Below are 17996 nucleotides of genomic sequence, written 5' to 3'. Positions count from 1 at the left end.
ACACCCTAGCCAGTAAGTCTGGAAGGTGGCATCCGGTCGGCTGCCAGGCAGCCGCACCTTCCGTGATGAAACGTCCGTTCGTATCCAGCAAATGAGGCGGTGAGATGTCGGATGCCGGACGGTCACTTTGCATCCGACTACCTCAACAGGCACAGATCAGCCCTCGGCCTGAGCGAGGTCGCTGATCACCACCTCCACCGAGTCCCGCAGCCGCTGTAGTTCACCAGCGGTGAGGCCGAGTTCGTAGCAGTGGTGGTGCCCTGCCCGGGACAGCGCTGACCAGGCGTACCCGGCCTGGGCAGCGATTTGTCGGCCGGCGTAGTGGTCGAGAATCAGGAATTGGGGGGAGCGGGCCCGCAGGGCCGCGATTTCGGGTCTGACGCGCCGCCAGTAGTCGTCGATGGCCGCCTCGAGGGCGAGCCGGAGCAACCAAGCGCAGGCGCGCGGCCAGGAGCCCCGAGCGCCGCGGACGACGTTGGTGAGCAGCTGGTCGGCCGCATTGAGGCAGCCCTGCGGCGACGACGTAGCTGTCGCGTTGGTCGTCATCGAAGCTCCTCGGCGAGTCGGCGGCTGTCGCGAACGAGCACCTCGAGGTCGAACTTTCCTGGGCCGTGGACGCCCTGCTTGCACGCCTGGAACACGTCACCGGCCCATCCGCCGAACCTGTTGAGCCGGCCGAGCACCTTGCCGCCCTGGTGCATGTCGCCGAACAGGGCCAGCGCCGTGACTTGGTTGAGCGTCAGCGCCTTCTCGATGAGCTCCTCGACGTCGCCGTGCCGCTCACCCCGCGCGATGCGCTCCCGCCGGATCCGCTCATGGCAGGCGGCTTCGAGTGCCGACCGGCAGAAGCCGGACACCAGCGGGTAGCGGGCATTGTCCGCCAGTTCCTCGGCCTTGAGGATCGCGGTGGCGTCGGCGAGGTACCGGTCGACCGGGTCGCTGTTCTTCCGGATCTCGACCTCCGACCCGTCGCGTCGGGTGACCGCCCAGATGGTGGCCTCGATGCGCAGTCGGCGTACCGCCTCGGGCAGCCGGTTGTCGTGCGTGAAGACCACGACCTGCCGGGTCTCCGCGAGGCCGGCGAGCACCTGCGCGAGGCCGTCGACCTTCGACGGGTCCATGCTCTGCACGGGGTCGTCGATGACGACGAACCGGAACGGGCTGTCGTCGGCGCAGGCGCGCGGCAGGAACACCGACAGGCCGAGGGCCTGCAGTTCCCCCTGGCTCATGACGGCCATGGCGGACGTGGTGGCACCGTCGACCTTTACCGGGAAGGAGATCTTCCGACTGGTGTTGGAGCCGTGGAGCCGCATGCCACTCAGCTCGACGTTGCTCTCCTGACGCAGTTCCTCCCAGATCTCCTGGGAACGCTGGGCGAACGGCTCGAACCGCTGGTCGCGAAGAGCGGACAGCGCGGTTTTCAGCCAGTCGCGGGCGGCACTGACCAGCTTGAGCTTCGCGTCGTTCTCGGCGCCGGCCCGCGCCTGGCCGAGCCAGCCCTGCAGAGCGACGGCGTGCTCGCGCCAGGCGTCGTGCCGCTGCCGCAGCCACCCACTCGTCAGTTCCTGCAGTTCAGTGAAGGCGTCGAGCAGCGGCAGGTAGGTGGTGCGTAGGCGCGCCGCGAGCTGATCGGGAGGAAGCGAAGCGGCGTCGGCGCACAGGTCGTCGACCCTGGCCCGGTAGCGCTTCACCGCCTCCGGCTGGTCCAGCACGCCGGCCATCGCCTCCAGGTCGTGGACGCTGACCCGCCGGTCCAGGTCGAGCAGCCGTACGGCTCGGGCCTGCGCCTCCCGCAGCCGCCGGTGCGCCTCCTCGGCCGCCACGGTGTCGCGTTGCAGCTGATCCAGCGTCGATTCCGCGCGACCGCGCCAGGCGGCGTCGAGCGTCCCGGCGCCGCACACCGGGCAGCTGCCGTCGCCGTGGTCGTCGTGGAAGGCGACCGCCATCCGCAGCAACTGTGCTGCCTGGTCGGCGGTGCCGGCACGGGTGGTGGCGACGCCGGCGACCTGCGCCGTGGCGGCGGCGAGTTCGTCCGCCACTTCGGCGGCGTACCCGGCGTCGGGGAGGGCGGCGGCGACCAGGCGCCGGGCGGCGACCGCCGCCGGATCGGTGGTGTCGCTGCCGGCGTCGGCGAGCAACTGGTCGAGAGCGTCGAGGTCGACGGTCCGCTTCGCCAGGAGCGCGGACGCAGCCCGGGCCCGCTCGTCGTCGACGAGGCTCAGCGCGTCCCGCAGGGCGGCGCGGGCCGTCTTGACCATGCTGATCTGGTCGTTCAGCGTTCGGCGGACCCGCATCAGGCGGTCGTCGGCGTCGACGAGCGGGTCCATGCCGAGGATCGGTGCGAGCGCGTCGAAGAGACCGCTGGGCTTGGAGGTGATGAGCCGGCCCAGGTCGCTCGCGGTGAGGAACGGCCGGTACGCGTCCAAGGACTTGCGCCACCCCAGCTCCGTCGTCCCGGGGTAGCGCTGCCCGTCGTCGGCCAGGACGCTGCCGATGCCCTGGCTGGCGTCGGTGTGGTCGTCGCGCCAGGTTCGGCGTACCCGGATGGGTTTGCTGGCCCCCTCGGCGCGGACCTGGGCCTCGATCTCGCAGGGCGACCCGTGGTGGAGGTTGCGCCAGCCGTCCTTGAAGACGCTGTTGCGGTCGGCCCAGCGTGCGCTGTCGCCGGTGAGGGCGAGCTCGACGGCCTCGGCGAAGCTGGACTTGCCGGAGCCGTTGCGGCCGACGACGAGGGTGAGGCCGGCGTGCGGCTGCAGCCGGACGCTCTGCTGTGGACCGACGCCGCGGAAGCCGGCGACGGTAATGGATTCCAGGTAGAGCGGCTGCGGGCGGGGCCGCTGGGTCGGGTCCCGCTCGGGCAGGTCGACGGACTCGCCGGCGAGGACGCCGCTGAGCGCCTCGTCGCCCACGTAGGCCGCGAGCACAAGGTCGATCACCGCATCGAACACGTTGTCTTCGGCCAACCGGTCGAAAACCTGGTCGAGTAGAGACTGGTCCCAGCCCATCCGGGTCTCCCTTCCAGGCGTCACCGTAAGTAGTGTTCCGCTTATCAACAATCCTGGTTACGGGGGATTGCTGGGAAACACTGGAACTTGTAGCATGCTCGTCGTGGCGGAGTCCATAGAAGACATCGAAGGTCGGATAGACGACCTGCGGGCGGCGGTCCGACGAGCGGTGGTGGCGCGGGACGCGGCTCGTGTCAAGGCGTTGCGTGCCGAACTGCGGGACGCCGAGCGGGAGTGGGAGCGGGCCATCACCGACCTCGCCGACCGCACAGAGGCGGACAACCGGCCCGCACGTGTCGAGGCGCCCCTGGTGTCGATGCGCGATCAGGTCCACCACGCCCTCACCCTGCTCTCCGCCCCGGCCGCACCGAAGCTGATCGCCGAGGTGCACAACGCCTTCTTCGGTGCCGCCGGTCCCGGCCTTGTCCCCGGCAAGCTGACCCACCTGCGCCGGGACGAGGAGCGCTCGTTCCGCACCGCCCCGCACTCCCGGCCGTACCATCTCTGTTCCGCCCTGACCGCCGAGCACCTCGCGCCGGCCCGCGGCCTGCTCGCGGTCTCGACCTGGCCGCTGGAGCGGCGCATCATCGGGCCGCTGAGCCCTCGTGTCGACTTTCTGACAGCCACTATCAAGGTCGCGGAGCAGGCTGCTCGGATGCCGGAGCAGACCCTCACGGTGGCGCGCCTGCTCCGCCGGTTCGCCACCAGCATCCCCGGAGCCGTCGACGGCTACGAGGCCGTCGACCCGGCGATCGTCATCAAGGCCGCCCAGGCCGAGCTGGCCGTGCACGCCGACGCCGACCGGGCCGACCGCGCCGCGGCGGCCGACCGTGCCCGCCGGCTGGACGAGGCGGAGCAGCTCTACGGCAGCCGGCTGCGCGTCATCCGGGGGTCGGCATGACCGACCTCGCCCAGCGCCTGGCCACCATCCGCGGCGGCGTCGCCCCGGCCCGGCACAACGCCCGCACCATCGCCGCCCTCACCAGCAACCCGGGCTGCGCCCGCCGCGCCGTGCTGGACTGCGCCGGCGTCGACAAGCAGCGCCTCGCCGCGTACATCGACCACCCGGCGCGGTTCGGCCAGTCCCGGTTCGCCATCACCCGCGGCAACGCGTTCGAGGCGCAGGTCAAGGCCAACGGCTGCGCCGAACTGCTGCGGCTGCTGCGCGAGCTGCTCGACCTGGAGATCCAGGAGGTCGCCTACGACGACCTGGAGTCGGTGGCCGGCCGCGAGGGCAACGACGTCCGGTACGCCCGCGCCCGCACCCTGCTCACCCGCGCCGCCGCCGAGCCCGACCGGGCCGGCACCCTCTTCGACCACCCGCTGCTGCGGCTCGACGTCGCCGGCCAGCAGGCCTACCTCGAGCCGGACCTGATCGCGTTCCAGCACGCCGGCCGGTTCCACGTCGTCGAGATCAAGAGCTTCGCCGTCATCGACGGGCAGGCCGACCCCGGCAAGGTGGCCGCCGCCGCGATCCAGTCCGCCGTGTACGTGCTGGCGATGCGGAAGCTGCTCGAAGAGGCCGGCCACGACCCGGAGGTCGTCTCGCACGACGTCGTGCTGGTCTGCCCCCGCGACTTCTCCAACCAGCCGATGGCGGTCCTGGTCGACGTCCGCAAGCAGCTCGCCGTGCTGCGTCGGCAGCTGTCCCGGATGACCCGGATCGACGCGCTGCTGGCGGAGCTGCCGGCCACGCTGAGCTTCGACCTGGCGGCCGACGGCACGGGCGTACCCACCCGCTCCCCGCAGTCGCTGATCGACGCCCTGCAGGAGGTCGAGGCGCGGTACTCGCCCGAGTGCCTGGCCGCCTGCGAGCTGGCGTACTTCTGCCGGCACGAAGCCCGCGGCTGCACCGCCGCCCTCGGCAAGTCCGTGCGCGAGGAGCTCGGCGGCATCGAGCGGGTGGAAACGGCGCTGGCCATCGCCCGCGACGAGCGGGCGCCCGCCGAGGACCAGGCGGAGGCCGCGGAGCTGTTGCGCGCCGCCGCCCGGCTGCGGGCCGAGCTGCTCAGCGGGGTGGCCGGATGAGTACGCTCACCAGCCTCGCCCGCGCCGAGGCCGTCGTCGCGGAACGCGCGCAGCGGATCACCCTGGTCCGGCACCTGCACGTCGCCGACCGTCCGCTGGTGTTCATCCCGCTCACCATGGCCGGCGAGGCCAATGCGCCGCTCGCCGCGATGGTCGGCGACGACCCGGACGACCCGACGCTGCTGATTGTGCCGCAGCCCCGGAACCGCGACCAGCGCTTCGCCTTCGCCGCTTCGCTGGCCGCCGTGGTCCTGCCGTACGTCGAGAGCTTCCGCGGTGACGTGGAGGCGGTGGCGGCGAACCGGGGCAAGGACATCCGGGTCCGGTACACGAACGCGCCCCAGCTGCTCGTGCCGAACGGCGGCGGCGTCGCGTTCACCCGGCTCTTCGGCCGCTCCACCCGGTTCCGGCGCACCGACGGCGACTACCCGGTGCACCCGACGGTGCCGCTGCTCGGCCGCTGGCTCACCTGGTTCGCCGACCGGGCCGAGCACCCGGGATCCTCCGCGCTGCTGGCGATGACCGAGGCGCTCGGCCTGCACTGGGCCACCGGCCAGAGTCCTCTCGAGGACGCCCAGCTCGCCGCCCTCATGGCGTGGATCGCCCCGCCGGACGGGATGACCGGCCCGGAGGCGGCCGCTCTCGCGGAGGATCCGGTCGCCTCGCCGCCGGCCGGCCCGACCACCGACCCGAGCTTCGACAACGAGGTCCTCGCGCCGGCGATGGCCGCGTACGACCGTGCGGTAGCCACCGACTCGCTGGTCGACCGGCGGCGCGCCGAGCTGGAGGACCTCCTGCGTGGGCAGCTCGAGCCGACCTGGCGGCTGATGTGGCAGGCCGTCGCGCTGCTGCACGACCTGCCGGCCGGGTCGCGGGTCGCCGGCCGCTGGGCCGAGGACCGAGATGCCTACACCAACTTCTGCTCGTACCTCGACGACGACGGCGGCCTGCCGCAGCCCCGCCGCGACGGGGCGGTGGCCGCCGCGCAGCGACTGCACCGCTTGGAACGGGCGCAGGCCTCGTACGACGTGCAGCGCGCCTACGACGACCCGATGGTGATGGCCGACTACCGGCTCACCGGCGAGGCGTTCGTCGGCGAGGTGACGGCCGCCGACCCGGCGCGGGTGGACAGCAGCGGCAAGCGCCGCGTCCTGCGCCCCTGGATCACGGTGACCACGGCCGACCCGGTGCTGGTCACCCCGGGCACGACGCTGTGCTCACCCGACCGGCCCGGCAACCAGAAGGCCAAGGTCGTTTCGGTCGCCCGCGACGACGACGGAACCACTGAGGTGGTGCTGGAGCTGACCGGTGGGATGGGGCCGTCGCTGACCCCGCCGCCGGGCAGCGTGCCGGAGGTGGGGGAGCGGCTCTGCTACACCACGCTGACCGACTCCTTCTTCCCGGCCGGCGCCTTCCCGACGCGGGAGGAGACGCCGTGGACCCACGGTGGGCCGCCGGCACTCTTCGACGACGGCGCCCCGACCGCCGAGGACGCCCGCGAAGAGTGGTCCTGACCTCGCCCGTCCAACCGCAGCACAACAAACGACCAGACGTTCAGATCCGTGGGGGAGCTGACATGAGCAAGTTGGGCACGATCCTCGACCAGATCGACTCGGGCACGGTGCTGCTGCCCGAGTTCCAGCGCGGCTACGTGTGGAACCGCGACCAGGTCCGCGGCCTGATGCGCTCGCTCTACCTCGGCTATCCGGTCGGCGCCCTGCTGGTTTGGGAGACCGAAGCCGACCATGGGTCGGTGCGGGGCAGCAGCAAGGCTGGTGGCGGGATCAAGCAGCTGCTCCTGGACGGTCAGCAGCGGATCACCTCCCTCTACGGGGTGGTGCGCGGCAAGCCTCCGGCGTTCTTCGAGGGCGATCCGGCCGCCTTCACCGGGCTGCGGTTCAACGTCGAAGAGGAGACCTTCGAGTTCTACGCGCCGGCCAAGATGAAGGACGACCCGACGTGGGTCGACGTCACCGAGCTCTTCGTCGACGGCATCGAGCCGCACATCGGCAAGCTTTCCGCCGACCCGGCCACCATGCCGCACTTCGCCACGTACATGGGTCGGCTCATCCGGCTGCGCAACATCCTCGAGCGCGAGTTCCACCAGGAGAAGATCACCGGCGCGGACAAGGGCGTCGAGGTCGTCGTCGACATCTTCAACCGCGTCAATTCCGGCGGCACCAAGCTCTCCAAGGGCGACCTGGCGCTGGCAAAGATCTGCGCCGACTGGCCCGAGGCGCGCTCGACCATGCGCAAGCACCTCAGCACGTGGTCGACGGCCGGATTTCAGTTCAACCTCGACTGGCTGCTGCGCAACGTCAACGCGGTAGCGACCGGCCGGGCCCAGTTCGAGTTCCTGGAGGGGGTCGGCTCGGCCGACTTCGCCCAGGCGCTGACCTCCAGCGAGCACTACATCAGCGGCTTCCTCGACGTGATCTCCGGGCGGCTTGGCCTGGACCACGACCGGGTGCTGATGGGTCGCTACGCCTTCCCGGTGGTCTCCCGCTTCCTGCACCTCAACGGCGGCTCGTTCGCCGACGCCACCCAGCGCGATCGGATGCTCTTCTGGTACATCCACGCCGCGCTGTGGGGACGCTTCGCCGGCTCCACCGAAACGATCCTGACTCAGGACTACGAGACCGTCGCCCGCACCGGCATCAACGGCCTGATCACCAGCCTCAGCCGCTGGCGCGGCGGCAACCTCGTCATCGACGGACAGGACTTCGAGGGATTCGGCCGCGGCTCGCGCTTCTACCCGCTGCTCTACCTGCTCACCCGCGTGCTCGGCGCCCGCGATTTCGGCTCCGGGCTCGAGCTCAGAGCCGAGATGCTCGGCTACCTCACCTCGCTGCAGGTGCACCACATCTTCCCGAAGGCGCTGCTCTACAAGCACGGCTACGGCCGCTCCGAGGTCAACGCCGTCGCCAACTTCTCCTTCCTGACCCAGCAGACCAACCTGGCGATCGGCAAGCGGGCGCCGGAGGACTACTTCGCCGAGACCCAGCAGAAGCACCCGGGCGCGCTCGAGTCACAGTGGATCCCCACCGACCCGCAGCTCTGGCGCCTCGACCGCTACCGCGAGTTCCTGGCCGCCCGCCGGGAGCTGTTGGCCGAGGCCGCCAACGGCTTCCTCGCCAGCCTGCGTGACGGGACCAAGCCGGCGACCGAGCCGCTGCGGCCGGTGGTCGTGGTGGCCGAGGAGGACGACGACGTCCGCGCCCGCCAGATCAAGGCGCTGGTCGACGAGCTGACCGCGGCCGGCTGTGCCGAACCCGCGTTGGACAGCGAAATCGCCGATCCTGCCACGGGACGTGTCCTGGGGGTGGCCGAGGCGTACTGGCCAAACGGCCTCCAGCCGGGTCTCGGCAACCCGGTGGTGTTGGAACTCGACGCCAACCCCGACCTGCCGCGCATGGAGGAACTCGGATACGAGGTGTTCACCTCGGTGGACGCGCTCCTCGGCTACGTGGCTCGGCGCAACGAGCAGGCAGCCGGACCGTCGGAGGACGACGACCACATCGGCCCGGACGAGTCGACCGTCGAGGACGCGGCGCTGGCGGCCGGCCCGCCGTCCGCGACCGTGCCGGCGCAGGCCGCGGTTGGCGGCACGGGCGCCGACTTCGACCGGGCGATGCGGCAGCTGTATGTGGCGGCGCGCGACGAGGCCGGCTACAACGCCACGCTCTTCCTCAGCATGCTCGCCGAGCACGGAAGCATCTCCACCGCGAAGAAGCTGCTCGCCAGCTCTGTGGTGTCCGACGGCTTCGTCGCGCTGTGGGAGCGGGGCCGGCTCGACCTGACGGTAGAGGCTCTGGTGACCAGGCCGGAGTTCGAGTGGCTGTTCGATCCCGCCGAGCTGGAGGTCGCGCGCACCCGCCTGCAGCAGTTCGAGTACGAGGCGCGGTGACGTCCATGGCCGTCAGCAACCTGCTGCTTCCGCGACAGCCGGCGGTGTCGCCGTCGGCTCAAGCTGAGCAGGTCATTGCCGAGGTGCTGGCCGACCTGCACTCCCGCGAGTACCGGGGCGTCGTGGTCGACTCGCCTCCCGGCGCCGGCAAGTCGACCCTGGTCGTCCGCGCCGCCATCGAGCTGGCCCGCGCCGGCGAGCCACTGATCGTCATCGCGCAGACGAACGAGCAGGTCGACGACCTGATCGACCGGCTCGCCCAGCAGGCGCCGGACCTGCACATCGGCCGCCTCTCGGCGAACGACTACAGCGCCACCGAGCGGATCAAGCGGTACGCCACCGTCCGGGTCGCCGCCAAGGTCGCCGACCTCGGCGGTCCCTCGATCATCATCGGTACGGCCGCGAAGTGGTCGATGGTGTCGGAGGGCTGCTGGCCCTGGGCGATCGTCGACGAGGCCTACCAGATGCGGTCGGACGCGCTGCTGCGGGTGGCCGGCCGGTTCGAGCGGGCGCTCTTCGTCGGCGACCCCGGCCAGCTCGACCCGTTCTCCACCGTCGAGACCGAACGCTGGGTCGGCCTCACCTGGGATCCGATGCAGTCCGCGGTCGCCGCCCTGCTGCGACACAACCCGAACCTACCGGTGCACCGGCTGCCGGTGTCGTGGCGGCTGCCGCCGTCGGCGGCGCCGGTGGTCGCCGAGGCGTTCTACCCGTTCACCGGGTTCCAGGCCGGTACGGGGCCTGGCGAGCGGTCGCTGTCGTTCGCCACGGCCGGGTTCGGGCACGGACCGGTCGACGCGGCGCTGGAGACGGCGGCGGCCAACGGGTGGGCGCTCTACGAGTTGCCTGCCCGGCACACGCTGCGCACCGATGCCGAGGCTGCTGAGGCGTGCGCCGTCCTGGCACGCCGGCTGCTGGAGCGTGGGGCCGTCGCCGTATCCGAACGCAAGCCTGGTGGGGCGCCCGTCACCCCCGACCGGATTGCCATCGGCGCTGCGCATCGGGACCAGGTCGCTGCCATTCGCGCCCACCTCGGCGAGGCCGAATCCGGGGTCACCGTCGACACGGCCAACCGGCTTCAAGGCCGGGAGTACGACGTGACGATCGTGTTGCACCCGCTTTCGGGCCGGCGGGACGCGACCGCGTTCCACCTGGAGTCGGGGCGGCTCTGCGTGCTCACGTCCCGACATCGGCAGGCGTGCGTCGTGGTGGCTCGGGCGGGGATCGCCGAGCTGCTCGACGCCCACCCGAGCACTGAGCCGGTGCACCTGAACGTGCCGGTCAAGTTCCCCGACGGTTGGGAGGCCAACCAGTCCGTCCTGGCTCATTTGCTGGCACATGGAGTAGGGAGCTGACGGTGGCGAGCCGTTGCAAAAGGTCGCGGGCGGGAAGACCCCCAATCGAGACGTGACCTAGCGAACGAAGACCATGAACATCGGAGCGCCCTCCCACGCTGGCTTGAGCCGTGCTACGCATTGCCACCCCCAGGAGTCGTAGGCGCGACGCGCACCGACGTTGTCGGGCCGGACGAGCAGAGTGGCGCGCTCCTCGGTCCGGCTGCGCATCAGATCGTCATGTAGGGCTCGGGCTATGCCTCGTCGCTGCCACGCGCTGCGCACCAACAACTCGCTGACGGCAAAGGTTCGTTGGTCAGTTTCCTCGGTGAAGCCGGCCGGCACAGGCTCCTGGATGCCATCCCACCACCGGGTGTCCGGCGCCAGCGGGAATCCGTAGATGTAACCCACCAACTGGTCGTCGACCGTCGCTGCCACCAGCGACCAGCCTGGGCGTGGCATGTGCGCGGCGAGTTGCTTCCCGTATCGCTCGGTGTTGTAGAGCGGCCCGTCGTTCGCATGGGCGTCCAGGTAGACGTCGATGAGCTGGTCAACCAACGTCTGGGCCTCCTCAGCCGTGTAGTGCCGCAGCCGCAGGTCTTTCTGCATCAGGCCGGTGTCCCGTCGTAAGCGTCGTTGAACTCCGGACGTGGGGGAGCGAAGTGCCTGCACCCGCAAGATCGGATCGTACTTCGGCCAGCAGCGCGGTTATTCGTCCCGACCGCACCCGCCCCATTTCCGGCAGCGGTTCGCAGGTGTCACCGGCAACCTCGCCGTTCCCGGGTGGCTGTGCCCATTGCGCTCTGTCGAGCCTAACCATTCAAACCGTTGCCAGGGTTCGCGGTATACGCCCCAAGTATATCGACCATCCTCGCGCCGCCATCTCGGTCGCCGCCGGTCCTGCCCGACGTGGTGCCTCGCCTTCGCCGGAAGTCGAGGCGGAGGGCTGGCTGCTCCTCGGGTTCGAGTACGCTGCCGGCCACCACCCCGACCTGGCCCCCGGATCGCCCGACCTGCTTCCGGTGGCGCAGCTGCTGAGCGCACTGAGCCGTCAGCTGACCCCGGCTCCGCCCATCCCGGTGCAGCGATTCGCCGACCGTTGGCGGGACCTCATCGCCGCCGAACTGGTCGACGGCGACACGCTCCTGCACACCGACATGACGCCGCGGAACTTCCTGCTCGCCGTCCGGCTGCGACTTGTCGACTGGTCCAGCCCGGCGCGCGGCGCGGCGTGGATCGACACCGCCTTCATGCTGGTACGCCTCATCCGCGCCGGCCACGAACCAGCCGCCGCCGAGGCATGGGCTCGGCAGGTCCCGGCCTGGGTGCACGCATCCGACGAGGCGGTGAACGCCTTCGCCGACGGGCTGGTGCGCCTCTGGGAACGCAAGCAGTGGGCCGCGCCCGGTCCCCACCACGGGCCACTTCTCGATGCCGCTCGGCGATGGCGGGCCTACCGGAGCACCATCAGCCGGCGATAGCAGCTCGTGAGAGCAGATCTTTCCAGCCGGGTTCAGCGGCTCGAAGGATCAGTGCCGTTGAGCAGATATCGCGGTGCTGCGGCTTGGGTGGCGAGGAGCGCTTGCGTCAACCGGTCGTGAACGTATGGGCGGAGGAGTCCTCGTGCCGCTCCCAGTGGGTAGAACTTGCACGCCAGCAGTTCGTCGTCCATTGGCCGGAGCGCGGCGAGCTGGCGGTTGTTCAGGACGCCGCCGTCGAAGATGAACATGAGGCTGTCGTCCCATGCGCCGTGGGGCGCCACCCAGTCCACCACGAGCATGGTCCGGATCCAAAGTTCGAGGCCGAGCTCTTCTCGAAGCTCTCGCTCAGCGGCCTCGTGCGGAGGCTCGTTCGCCTCGGCCATTCCGCCGGGCAGGTCCCAGTCGGGCTTGTATCGCGGGTTGACCAGCAGGATTTCACCCTGCTCGTTGCGGATCAGGACGTCCGCGCCGACCCGCTTGCGGGGCTGCTTCGCGTTGCCTTCAGCTAGATGGACCTGCCATGCTTCTGGATCGCGCTCGTAGAGCGGACGGTCATCGCGCATGCGCCTGACCTGCACTAATCACCGAGTGAAGTCCCCCCATGATGCCGATCCACGCATTCTCGCGGATGGCCTCGCCGATCCGCACCATCGTCGCCTGTGCTTCGGCGGAGCGCGAGGCGTGCGGCTTGAGCAGGATCTCCACGTGCCGGAGGTGTTCCACGACCACAGCCGAGCTTAGGCCGGTGGTGAGTTCCAGCACGCGGTGGGCGACGACACACGCTTCATCGAGCAGTCCCCGTCCCAGTAGCGCCGTCACGAGCATGAGCTGGGCGAGTAATCGGCTCCGCACCCTCTCCCTGGCACGCGCGGTAAGGGCATCTTCCAAGCGTCTGTGTGCCTCGGCGAGATCACCTATGCGGAGGAAACAGCGTGCAGCTTCGATGGCGAAGGAGGTCTCGTCGAAAGGGCTCAGCCACTTGGAGACGACGACCGTTTCCTCGGACAGGGCGCGTTCGGCGTCTTCAAGCACGCTCATCGCCTCGGCCGGTTTCCCGGCGATGGCCAGGCTGCGGGCCTGTATGGCCAGTAGCCGTGCCTTGAGTAGACCGTGCGAAGGCGCCGTCCGCGCCGCCTCCAATCCGCTGATCGAGTACGTCAACGCGTCATTGGCATTGCCCTGATAACTGGCGAGGTGGCTGAGGCTTGCGAATACCTGCGCCTTGAGCTGCTGGTCGCCGCTATCGCGGGCCAGGTAGCTTGCGGCCATCAGATGTTCTCTGGCGGTCGGCGCGGCGCCAGCGTCGTGCGCCATCCAACCCGCCATCTCGTGCAGGGAAGCCGTGGCCGCGAGGAACGCCGGAGATGCGGCGGCTCGGGCTCCGTGCCTCGTCAGCGAACTTCCGTGCTCGGCGAGATAGCTGCTCACGGTCGCGTAGAGGTGCCCGCCGCCCACCCGCCGGTCCGCTGAACGAAGCGAGCGGAGCAGGCGCAGGTCCGGCTCACGCGGTGCGGCCGGGGAATCGCCGGCTGGGCTTCCCGCGGGTAAGGCGAACCACAGCAGTTGCTGGGGCATACCGAGCAGCGCTGCCCAGGCGGCGAGTCGATCAAGGTCGCGCAGGGGCAGGCCGTTCTCCAGCCGGCTGAGCTGCGCCTGCGTCTGCCCCATCCAACCTGCGACGACTTCTTGCGGCAGCGGACGCATTCCGTGGTGCGGATGATGCCGGTACGCCCTTATGACGCGTCCGATGTGGCGGTCAGCGAAGGCGGCCTGTAGCTCGGACGTATCCCAGAACCCGGTCGGCAGGGTGGGTGGCGTCAGCAGGCGTGCGCTCTGTCGCCGGTAGCAACTGCTGCACTGGTTCGTCCGGTTGTCCCGTGCCAAACCTGCGCCACAGGAACAGCGGCGTGATGCCCGGTTGGTCTGCACTCAACACCTCAGGCGTCCTGTCCGTCAGCATGGGAATCGTTGAGGTTGTGGGAGCTATGAGCGATCCGTATACGCCTCATCGACCGTCGGTCATTCTGCCTCCTTCGAATCGCCGACACCATCCCTACACGGCCCGGGGCGGGTGCTGGGCTCCGATCGGTGCAGGCGCGCGCGACGGTACCGGTCGTCCCCGCCCGCCTCGGCGCCCTACCAGAGCGAGGGAGGGACATGGATTCGATCGACGAGGTGCTCGGAGAGCTGCCGCTGCCGCCGTACGTCACCGCCGAGGACGTCGGCTTCGCCGTCAAGGCGCTGACCGTGCACGCGCCCGAGCAGTGGCCGGACGGCCCGCGCTGCCGCAACGACCGCGCCCCGCATCCGTGTCGGCTGCACCGCTGGGGCCAGCGCGTCCTGGACCAGCGCGGCCTCACTGACCGGCAGGTCCAGGCGCTGATCGCCGAGCAGGAGGTACCGCAGCGATGATCTACGTGACCGGCGAGCGCCTGCAGGCGCACCACGTCCGCGCCGCCACCTTCGACATCCGCTGGCGCGGCCTCGACCCGAACCAGGTCTACGACTACCTCCACCGGATCGCCGACGAACTCGACCGCCTCCACCGGGAGTTGGCCACCGCGAACACCGAAGCCGAGCGCATCCGCCAGGCCCTACGCCAGTGGCAGTCCCGCCACACCGGCTGCCGCCACACCGCACCCGGTTCACCGAACAGTAGGTGGTTACGATGACCGCACCCCGCTGGGTCATCCACCTGCCCACGACGCTGACCAGCCTCGACGAGACGACGAGACTGGCGGCAGCACTGCGCGAATCCCTCGGCCACGTCACCGCCATCGACTTCGGCGAGACCACCCTCAGCGAGGAGGACCGCCAGTTCCTGCGTACCCGAGTCTGGTGTGACGCCAGGCTCGACGGCGCCGGCCGCTGCCGACGTCGCAACGACCACGACGGCCCGTGCGGGAGCACGGGGGAGTAGCCTCCGGGCATGCCCGACCCCTTGATCGACGACCTGTTGGCCGCCTTCACGCCTCCCGCGCCGTACACGATGGAGGCCGCCGCCGACGCTCCCCGCGCGCCCGGCGTGCACGTGGTCCTCGACGGCGGCACGGTCATCTACGTCGGCCGGACCGGGAACCTGCGCAACCGCCTCCGGCAGCACCTGACCGGCAACCGCGGGTCGTCGGTGCTGCACGAGCAGGTCGGCCAGCTCCTCGACAAGCAGGGCCCGGTGGCGACAGCGCAGGACATCGCCGGCTGGCTGGGCCAGCGCGAGGTCCGCTGGCAGGAGACCGACAACCCGGAGGGTACGAAGGAGAGCCTGGTCCTGGCCTTCAAGCCTCGCTTCAACCGGCAGGTGCCGAAGCCGCGCCGCTAATGCTCGCGGCGGGCAGGGCCACCCGGAAAGAGCGAGCGTCGACTTCCGCTGGGCAGCACTGATCGTTAGATCGGTACCCGATCTGCGAGACCAGGAGGACACGGTGCCGGAGTATCCGAAGGCCATCGCCATGGTCGACCGCATGGAGCCGGTGCCCCGCCGGATCCGCGCCTTCCTCGCCGGGGAGCAGGTGCTGGACACCACGCGGGCGCGGTACGTGTGGGAATGGTCGTTCTACCCCCAGTACTACATCCCGATCGCCGACGTGAACCGCAGCCTGCTGGTCGACGAGCAGTGCACGGAGGAGTCGCGGCGCGGCGCTGCGCGGCTGCACGGGCTGCGGGTGGGGGAGACGGTCCGTCGTTCGTGCGGGCGGTGGTACGGCGACGACGCGCCGGCGGGGCTGGCGGACACGATCCGGTTCGACTGGGACGCCATGGACAGCTGGTTCGAGGAGGACGAGCAGGTCTTCGTGCACCCCCGCAACCCGTATGCCCGGGTCGACGCGCTGCGGTCCACCCGCAGCGTACGGGTGGAACTGGACGGCGTCGTCCTGGCCGAGTCGACGTCGCCCGTGCTCGTCTTCGAGACCGGCCTTCCGACGCGCTACTACCTCAATCGCACCGACGTGAACGTCCACCATCTCGTGCCGTCCGCGACGACGACCGCCTGCCCGTACAAGGGCCGGACCAGCGACTACTGGTCGGTCCGTGTCGACGACACCGTCCACCCGGACCTGGCCTGGTCGTACGCCTTCCCCACCGCGGCGCTCCTGCCGATCGCCGGCCTGGTCGCCTTCTACAACGAGAAGGTCGACCTGATCGTCGACGGCGAGCGGCTCAGCCGACCGAAGACGCACTTCTCCTGACCGGCGCCGCGCCGCTTCTGGGCTGCCGGACCGGTGCGGTTGTCCATGGTGGCGGCCGTACGGGCGTAGGGTCGGTGCCGTGGACGGGGAAGGGCGTCGATACCGGTACGTCGGTCCGGCCGACGTGCGGGCGTCAGTCGCCGACGCTCCCGAGGGCTGGCCCATCCGATCACCGGTCGACCTCGACACCTACCTGGCGGCCGCGGATCCACGCGACCGTGACGAGCCGTTCACCTACGTCGTCGACACCGGCGGTACGTTGCGGCTCGCGCCGAGACGCAGCGAGCACGTCGCCTGCGCCGGCGGCGGAGAAGTCCTCGGCGCGGGGGAGATCGCCTTCGCTGGCGGGCGGGACGGCTGGGTCGTGACCGAGGTGACCAACCAGTCCACCGGCTACTGCCCCGATCCCACCTCGTGGGTGGCGGTGGCGGGCGCCCTCGACCGGGCAGGTATCGACCGCCCGGAAGGCTTCACCGTGGCGGTCATCTTCCGGCGCTGCCTCGACTGCGGCGAACGCAACCTCGTCCGCGACGACGACTACATCTGCGCGCTCTGTGGTGCTGAGCTGCCGGAGGATGTGGAGCCTCGGCTGACGGCCAAGCCGTCGACCAGTCAGCGTTTGCGCTGACACCCGAGCCTGAGGGCGAACCCCGACGAATCTGGTGGCGGTCGACCGCCGCAGCCACCCCCATGGGGCTGGTCGCCGCCGGCCTCACCGTCACCGGCCCGGCGGCTGGTACATGACCGGGAGCTGGGCCGCGGCGTCGATCTCCTCCGAGGTGATCAGCGGGACGACCCGCGCGTCCACCCCGCCCGCCGCGCGGACGGCGATGCCCAGGGCGGCGGCGGTCACGGTGTCCGGCAGGTCGCCCACCACGTACAGGTCGTAGTCGCCGAGCGCGAAGTACAGGCTCTCCACCCGGCCGCCGGTGTTCTCGATGAGAGCCCGGACGACCTCGGCGCGCGCGGTCCCGCCCTCCCTGCCCAGCCCCGCCATCCCCTGACTGGTGTAGGTCGCCTTGACCAGGAACTTCGCCACGCTGGCACCACCTTCCCCCACGCTCCCCGCAAGCCCGGCCGCGCGCGCCGCGCGTACCCGCTTCCCGCCCGACTACGCCTGGTCAGCTCTCCTGGCCGAGGAAGGCGAGGGTGACCGCGGCGAAGAGCGGCGAGGAGAAGAGGTTGTAGTGGGTCAACCCGGGCAGGATGGCCAGGGCGTGGCCGCCCGTCGGCCGCCCCTCGCCCGCCCAGCCGCCGTCGCGCAGCCCGCCGTCGAGCAGCTCGAAGACCTCGACGAAGTGGCTCGGGGGTTGCATGTCGGCGTCGGCGGCGACCACCAGCGTCGGCACCCGCAGGCCGCGGACCTGCTCGGTGAAGTCGAAGTCCTTCGCCATCGCCTCGCCGATCTTGTCGAGCAGCCGGGGGAAGTCCTCCGGACGCGGCGCCACCCGCTGGTACAGCTCGTACATCGGGGTTTCCTTCATCAACTCGGCGGCCGCGCCGGTGACCTGGCCCTGCTGCGCGAGGATCTCCGGGTACGTGGCGTCGCGGCGGATGCCCGCCGACGCCGACACCAGGCGGCCCACCTTGTCGGGGTGGCGGATGGCGACCAGGAGCGCGACGCCGCCGCCGAGGGAGTAGCCGACGACGTCCGGCTGCTCCAGCCCGAGGTGGTCGATGAGGGCCGCGATGTCGTCGGCCATCAGCGCGATGTCGAGCGGCCGGTCGATGTCGGCGGTCCGGCCGTGCCCCTGCAGGTCGACCAGGATGACCTGGTGGCCGCCGGCCAGGGTGGGCAGGATCGGCCCGAACATCTCACCCGACCCCAGGCCGCCGTGCAGCAGGATCATCGGGCGGCCCTGCCCGTGCGTCTCGTAGTACAGGTTGATGCCGTTGACGTCGGCGTACCGGCCGGTGGTGGTGGGCTCGGCAGTCCACTGCGTGGTGGTCATGACGGTGCTCCCTCGCGTCGTGTTCTGAGCTGACGTCCTGGTGACCAGGCGAACGCCGGAGACTCATCGGTGCGGGAGACACGAATTTTCGGGCCCGGGATT

19 protein-coding genes are annotated in these 17996 nt (G+C 70.5%); 12 read left to right on the top strand and 7 right to left on the bottom strand.

Annotated features, from left to right (window positions below):
• Positions 1-156: 156 nt before the first annotated feature.
• Both AB0873_RS05085 and AB0873_RS05080 read right to left on the bottom strand, forming a co-directional pair.
• The gene (locus AB0873_RS05085; RefSeq protein WP_366598482.1) at positions 157-546 is read right to left on the bottom strand and encodes a hypothetical protein; all 390 of its coding nucleotides are present in this window, start codon (positions 544-546) and stop codon (positions 157-159) included.
• Positions 543-3005 carry an AAA family ATPase gene (locus AB0873_RS05080; protein WP_366598481.1) on the bottom strand — a complete coding sequence of 821 codons (2463 nt, stop codon included), beginning with the start codon at positions 3003-3005 and terminating at the stop codon, positions 543-545. The genes AB0873_RS05085 and AB0873_RS05080 overlap by 4 nt, the downstream gene beginning before the upstream one ends.
• Before the next feature lie 94 nt (positions 3006-3099).
• On the opposite strand from AB0873_RS05080, the gene AB0873_RS05075 reads away from it, so the two are divergent.
• The 5 genes from AB0873_RS05075 (at position 3100) to AB0873_RS05055 (ending at position 10295) form a co-directional block, all read left to right on the top strand.
• Positions 3100-3906 (top strand): hypothetical protein, encoded by an 807-nt coding sequence (locus tag AB0873_RS05075; RefSeq protein WP_366598480.1) that lies wholly within the window; start codon positions 3100-3102, stop codon positions 3904-3906.
• Positions 3903-5033, top strand: coding sequence for a hypothetical protein (locus tag AB0873_RS05070; RefSeq protein WP_366598479.1), 1131 nt, complete (start codon positions 3903-3905; stop codon positions 5031-5033). The genes AB0873_RS05075 and AB0873_RS05070 overlap by 4 nt, the downstream gene beginning before the upstream one ends.
• The gene (locus tag AB0873_RS05065) at positions 5030-6547 is read left to right on the top strand and encodes a hypothetical protein (RefSeq protein ID WP_366598478.1); all 1518 of its coding nucleotides are present in this window, start codon (positions 5030-5032) and stop codon (positions 6545-6547) included. The genes AB0873_RS05070 and AB0873_RS05065 overlap by 4 nt, the downstream gene beginning before the upstream one ends.
• A gap of 62 nt (positions 6548-6609) precedes the next feature.
• Entirely contained in the window at positions 6610-8940 is a 2331-nt protein-coding gene (locus AB0873_RS05060; protein WP_366598477.1) for a DUF262 domain-containing protein, read from the top strand.
• Positions 8941-8945: 5 nt separating this feature from the next.
• Positions 8946-10295 (top strand): AAA domain-containing protein, encoded by a 1350-nt coding sequence (locus tag AB0873_RS05055; RefSeq protein WP_366598476.1) that lies wholly within the window; start codon positions 8946-8948, stop codon positions 10293-10295.
• Between the two features lie 57 nt (positions 10296-10352).
• Here the strand turns inward: AB0873_RS05055 and AB0873_RS05050 are convergent, their stop codons facing one another.
• Positions 10353-10883 carry a GNAT family N-acetyltransferase gene (locus AB0873_RS05050; protein ID WP_155333859.1) on the bottom strand — a complete coding sequence of 177 codons (531 nt, stop codon included), beginning with the start codon at positions 10881-10883 and terminating at the stop codon, positions 10353-10355.
• A 413-nt stretch (positions 10884-11296) separates the two neighbouring features.
• Here AB0873_RS05050 and AB0873_RS05045 point away from each other — a divergent pair, with 413 nt between their 5' ends.
• Positions 11297-11755, top strand: coding sequence for a hypothetical protein (locus tag AB0873_RS05045; protein ID WP_366598475.1), 459 nt, complete (start codon positions 11297-11299; stop codon positions 11753-11755).
• 32 nt (positions 11756-11787) lie between these two features.
• On the opposite strand, the gene AB0873_RS05040 is transcribed toward AB0873_RS05045, so the two are convergent.
• Positions 11788-12318 carry an NUDIX domain-containing protein gene (locus AB0873_RS05040; RefSeq protein WP_366598474.1) on the bottom strand — a complete coding sequence of 177 codons (531 nt, stop codon included), beginning with the start codon at positions 12316-12318 and terminating at the stop codon, positions 11788-11790.
• Positions 12308-13684 (bottom strand): DNA-binding protein, encoded by a 1377-nt coding sequence (locus tag AB0873_RS05035; RefSeq protein ID WP_366598473.1) that lies wholly within the window; start codon positions 13682-13684, stop codon positions 12308-12310. Before AB0873_RS05035 ends, AB0873_RS05040 begins: the two co-directional genes overlap by 11 nt.
• Positions 13685-13912: 228 nt before the next feature.
• Between AB0873_RS05035 and AB0873_RS05030 the strand changes: the two genes are divergently transcribed.
• From AB0873_RS05030 to AB0873_RS05005, 6 genes are all read left to right on the top strand, one after another.
• Positions 13913-14167 carry a hypothetical protein gene (locus AB0873_RS05030; RefSeq protein WP_366598472.1) on the top strand — a complete coding sequence of 85 codons (255 nt, stop codon included), beginning with the start codon at positions 13913-13915 and terminating at the stop codon, positions 14165-14167.
• A complete protein-coding gene (locus AB0873_RS05025; RefSeq protein WP_366598471.1) occupies positions 14164-14427 on the top strand; it encodes a DivIVA domain-containing protein in 264 nt (87 codons plus the stop codon). Before AB0873_RS05030 ends, AB0873_RS05025 begins: the two co-directional genes overlap by 4 nt.
• Positions 14424-14675: a hypothetical protein gene (locus tag AB0873_RS05020; RefSeq protein ID WP_155333853.1), complete on the top strand. Its 252-nt coding sequence runs from the start codon at positions 14424-14426 to the stop codon at positions 14673-14675. Before AB0873_RS05025 ends, AB0873_RS05020 begins: the two co-directional genes overlap by 4 nt.
• A 9-nt stretch (positions 14676-14684) precedes the next feature.
• Positions 14685-15074: a GIY-YIG nuclease family protein gene (locus tag AB0873_RS05015; protein ID WP_366598470.1), complete on the top strand. Its 390-nt coding sequence runs from the start codon at positions 14685-14687 to the stop codon at positions 15072-15074.
• A gap of 103 nt (positions 15075-15177) precedes the next feature.
• A complete protein-coding gene (locus AB0873_RS05010) occupies positions 15178-15942 on the top strand; it encodes a DUF427 domain-containing protein (protein ID WP_366598469.1) in 765 nt (254 codons plus the stop codon).
• Between the two features lie 79 nt (positions 15943-16021).
• Positions 16022-16570 (top strand): hypothetical protein, encoded by a 549-nt coding sequence (locus tag AB0873_RS05005; protein WP_366598468.1) that lies wholly within the window; start codon positions 16022-16024, stop codon positions 16568-16570.
• A 90-nt stretch (positions 16571-16660) separates the two neighbouring features.
• Here AB0873_RS05005 and AB0873_RS05000 read toward each other — a convergent pair whose 3' ends face one another.
• Positions 16661-16939, bottom strand: a complete 279-nt coding sequence (locus AB0873_RS05000) for a GYD domain-containing protein (RefSeq protein ID WP_366598571.1) — start codon at positions 16937-16939, stop codon at positions 16661-16663.
• A gap of 124 nt (positions 16940-17063) precedes the next feature.
• Positions 17064-17894 carry an alpha/beta hydrolase gene (locus AB0873_RS04995; RefSeq protein ID WP_366598467.1) on the bottom strand — a complete coding sequence of 277 codons (831 nt, stop codon included), beginning with the start codon at positions 17892-17894 and terminating at the stop codon, positions 17064-17066.
• Positions 17895-17996: the final 102 nt, after the last annotated feature.

The organism is Micromonospora sp. NPDC047707 (assembly GCF_040704235.1).
Taxonomy (GTDB): domain Bacteria; phylum Actinomycetota; class Actinomycetes; order Mycobacteriales; family Micromonosporaceae; genus Micromonospora.
Note: the sequence above shows the minus strand (reverse complement) of the source record. Positions and strands in the feature narration are given on the sequence as shown.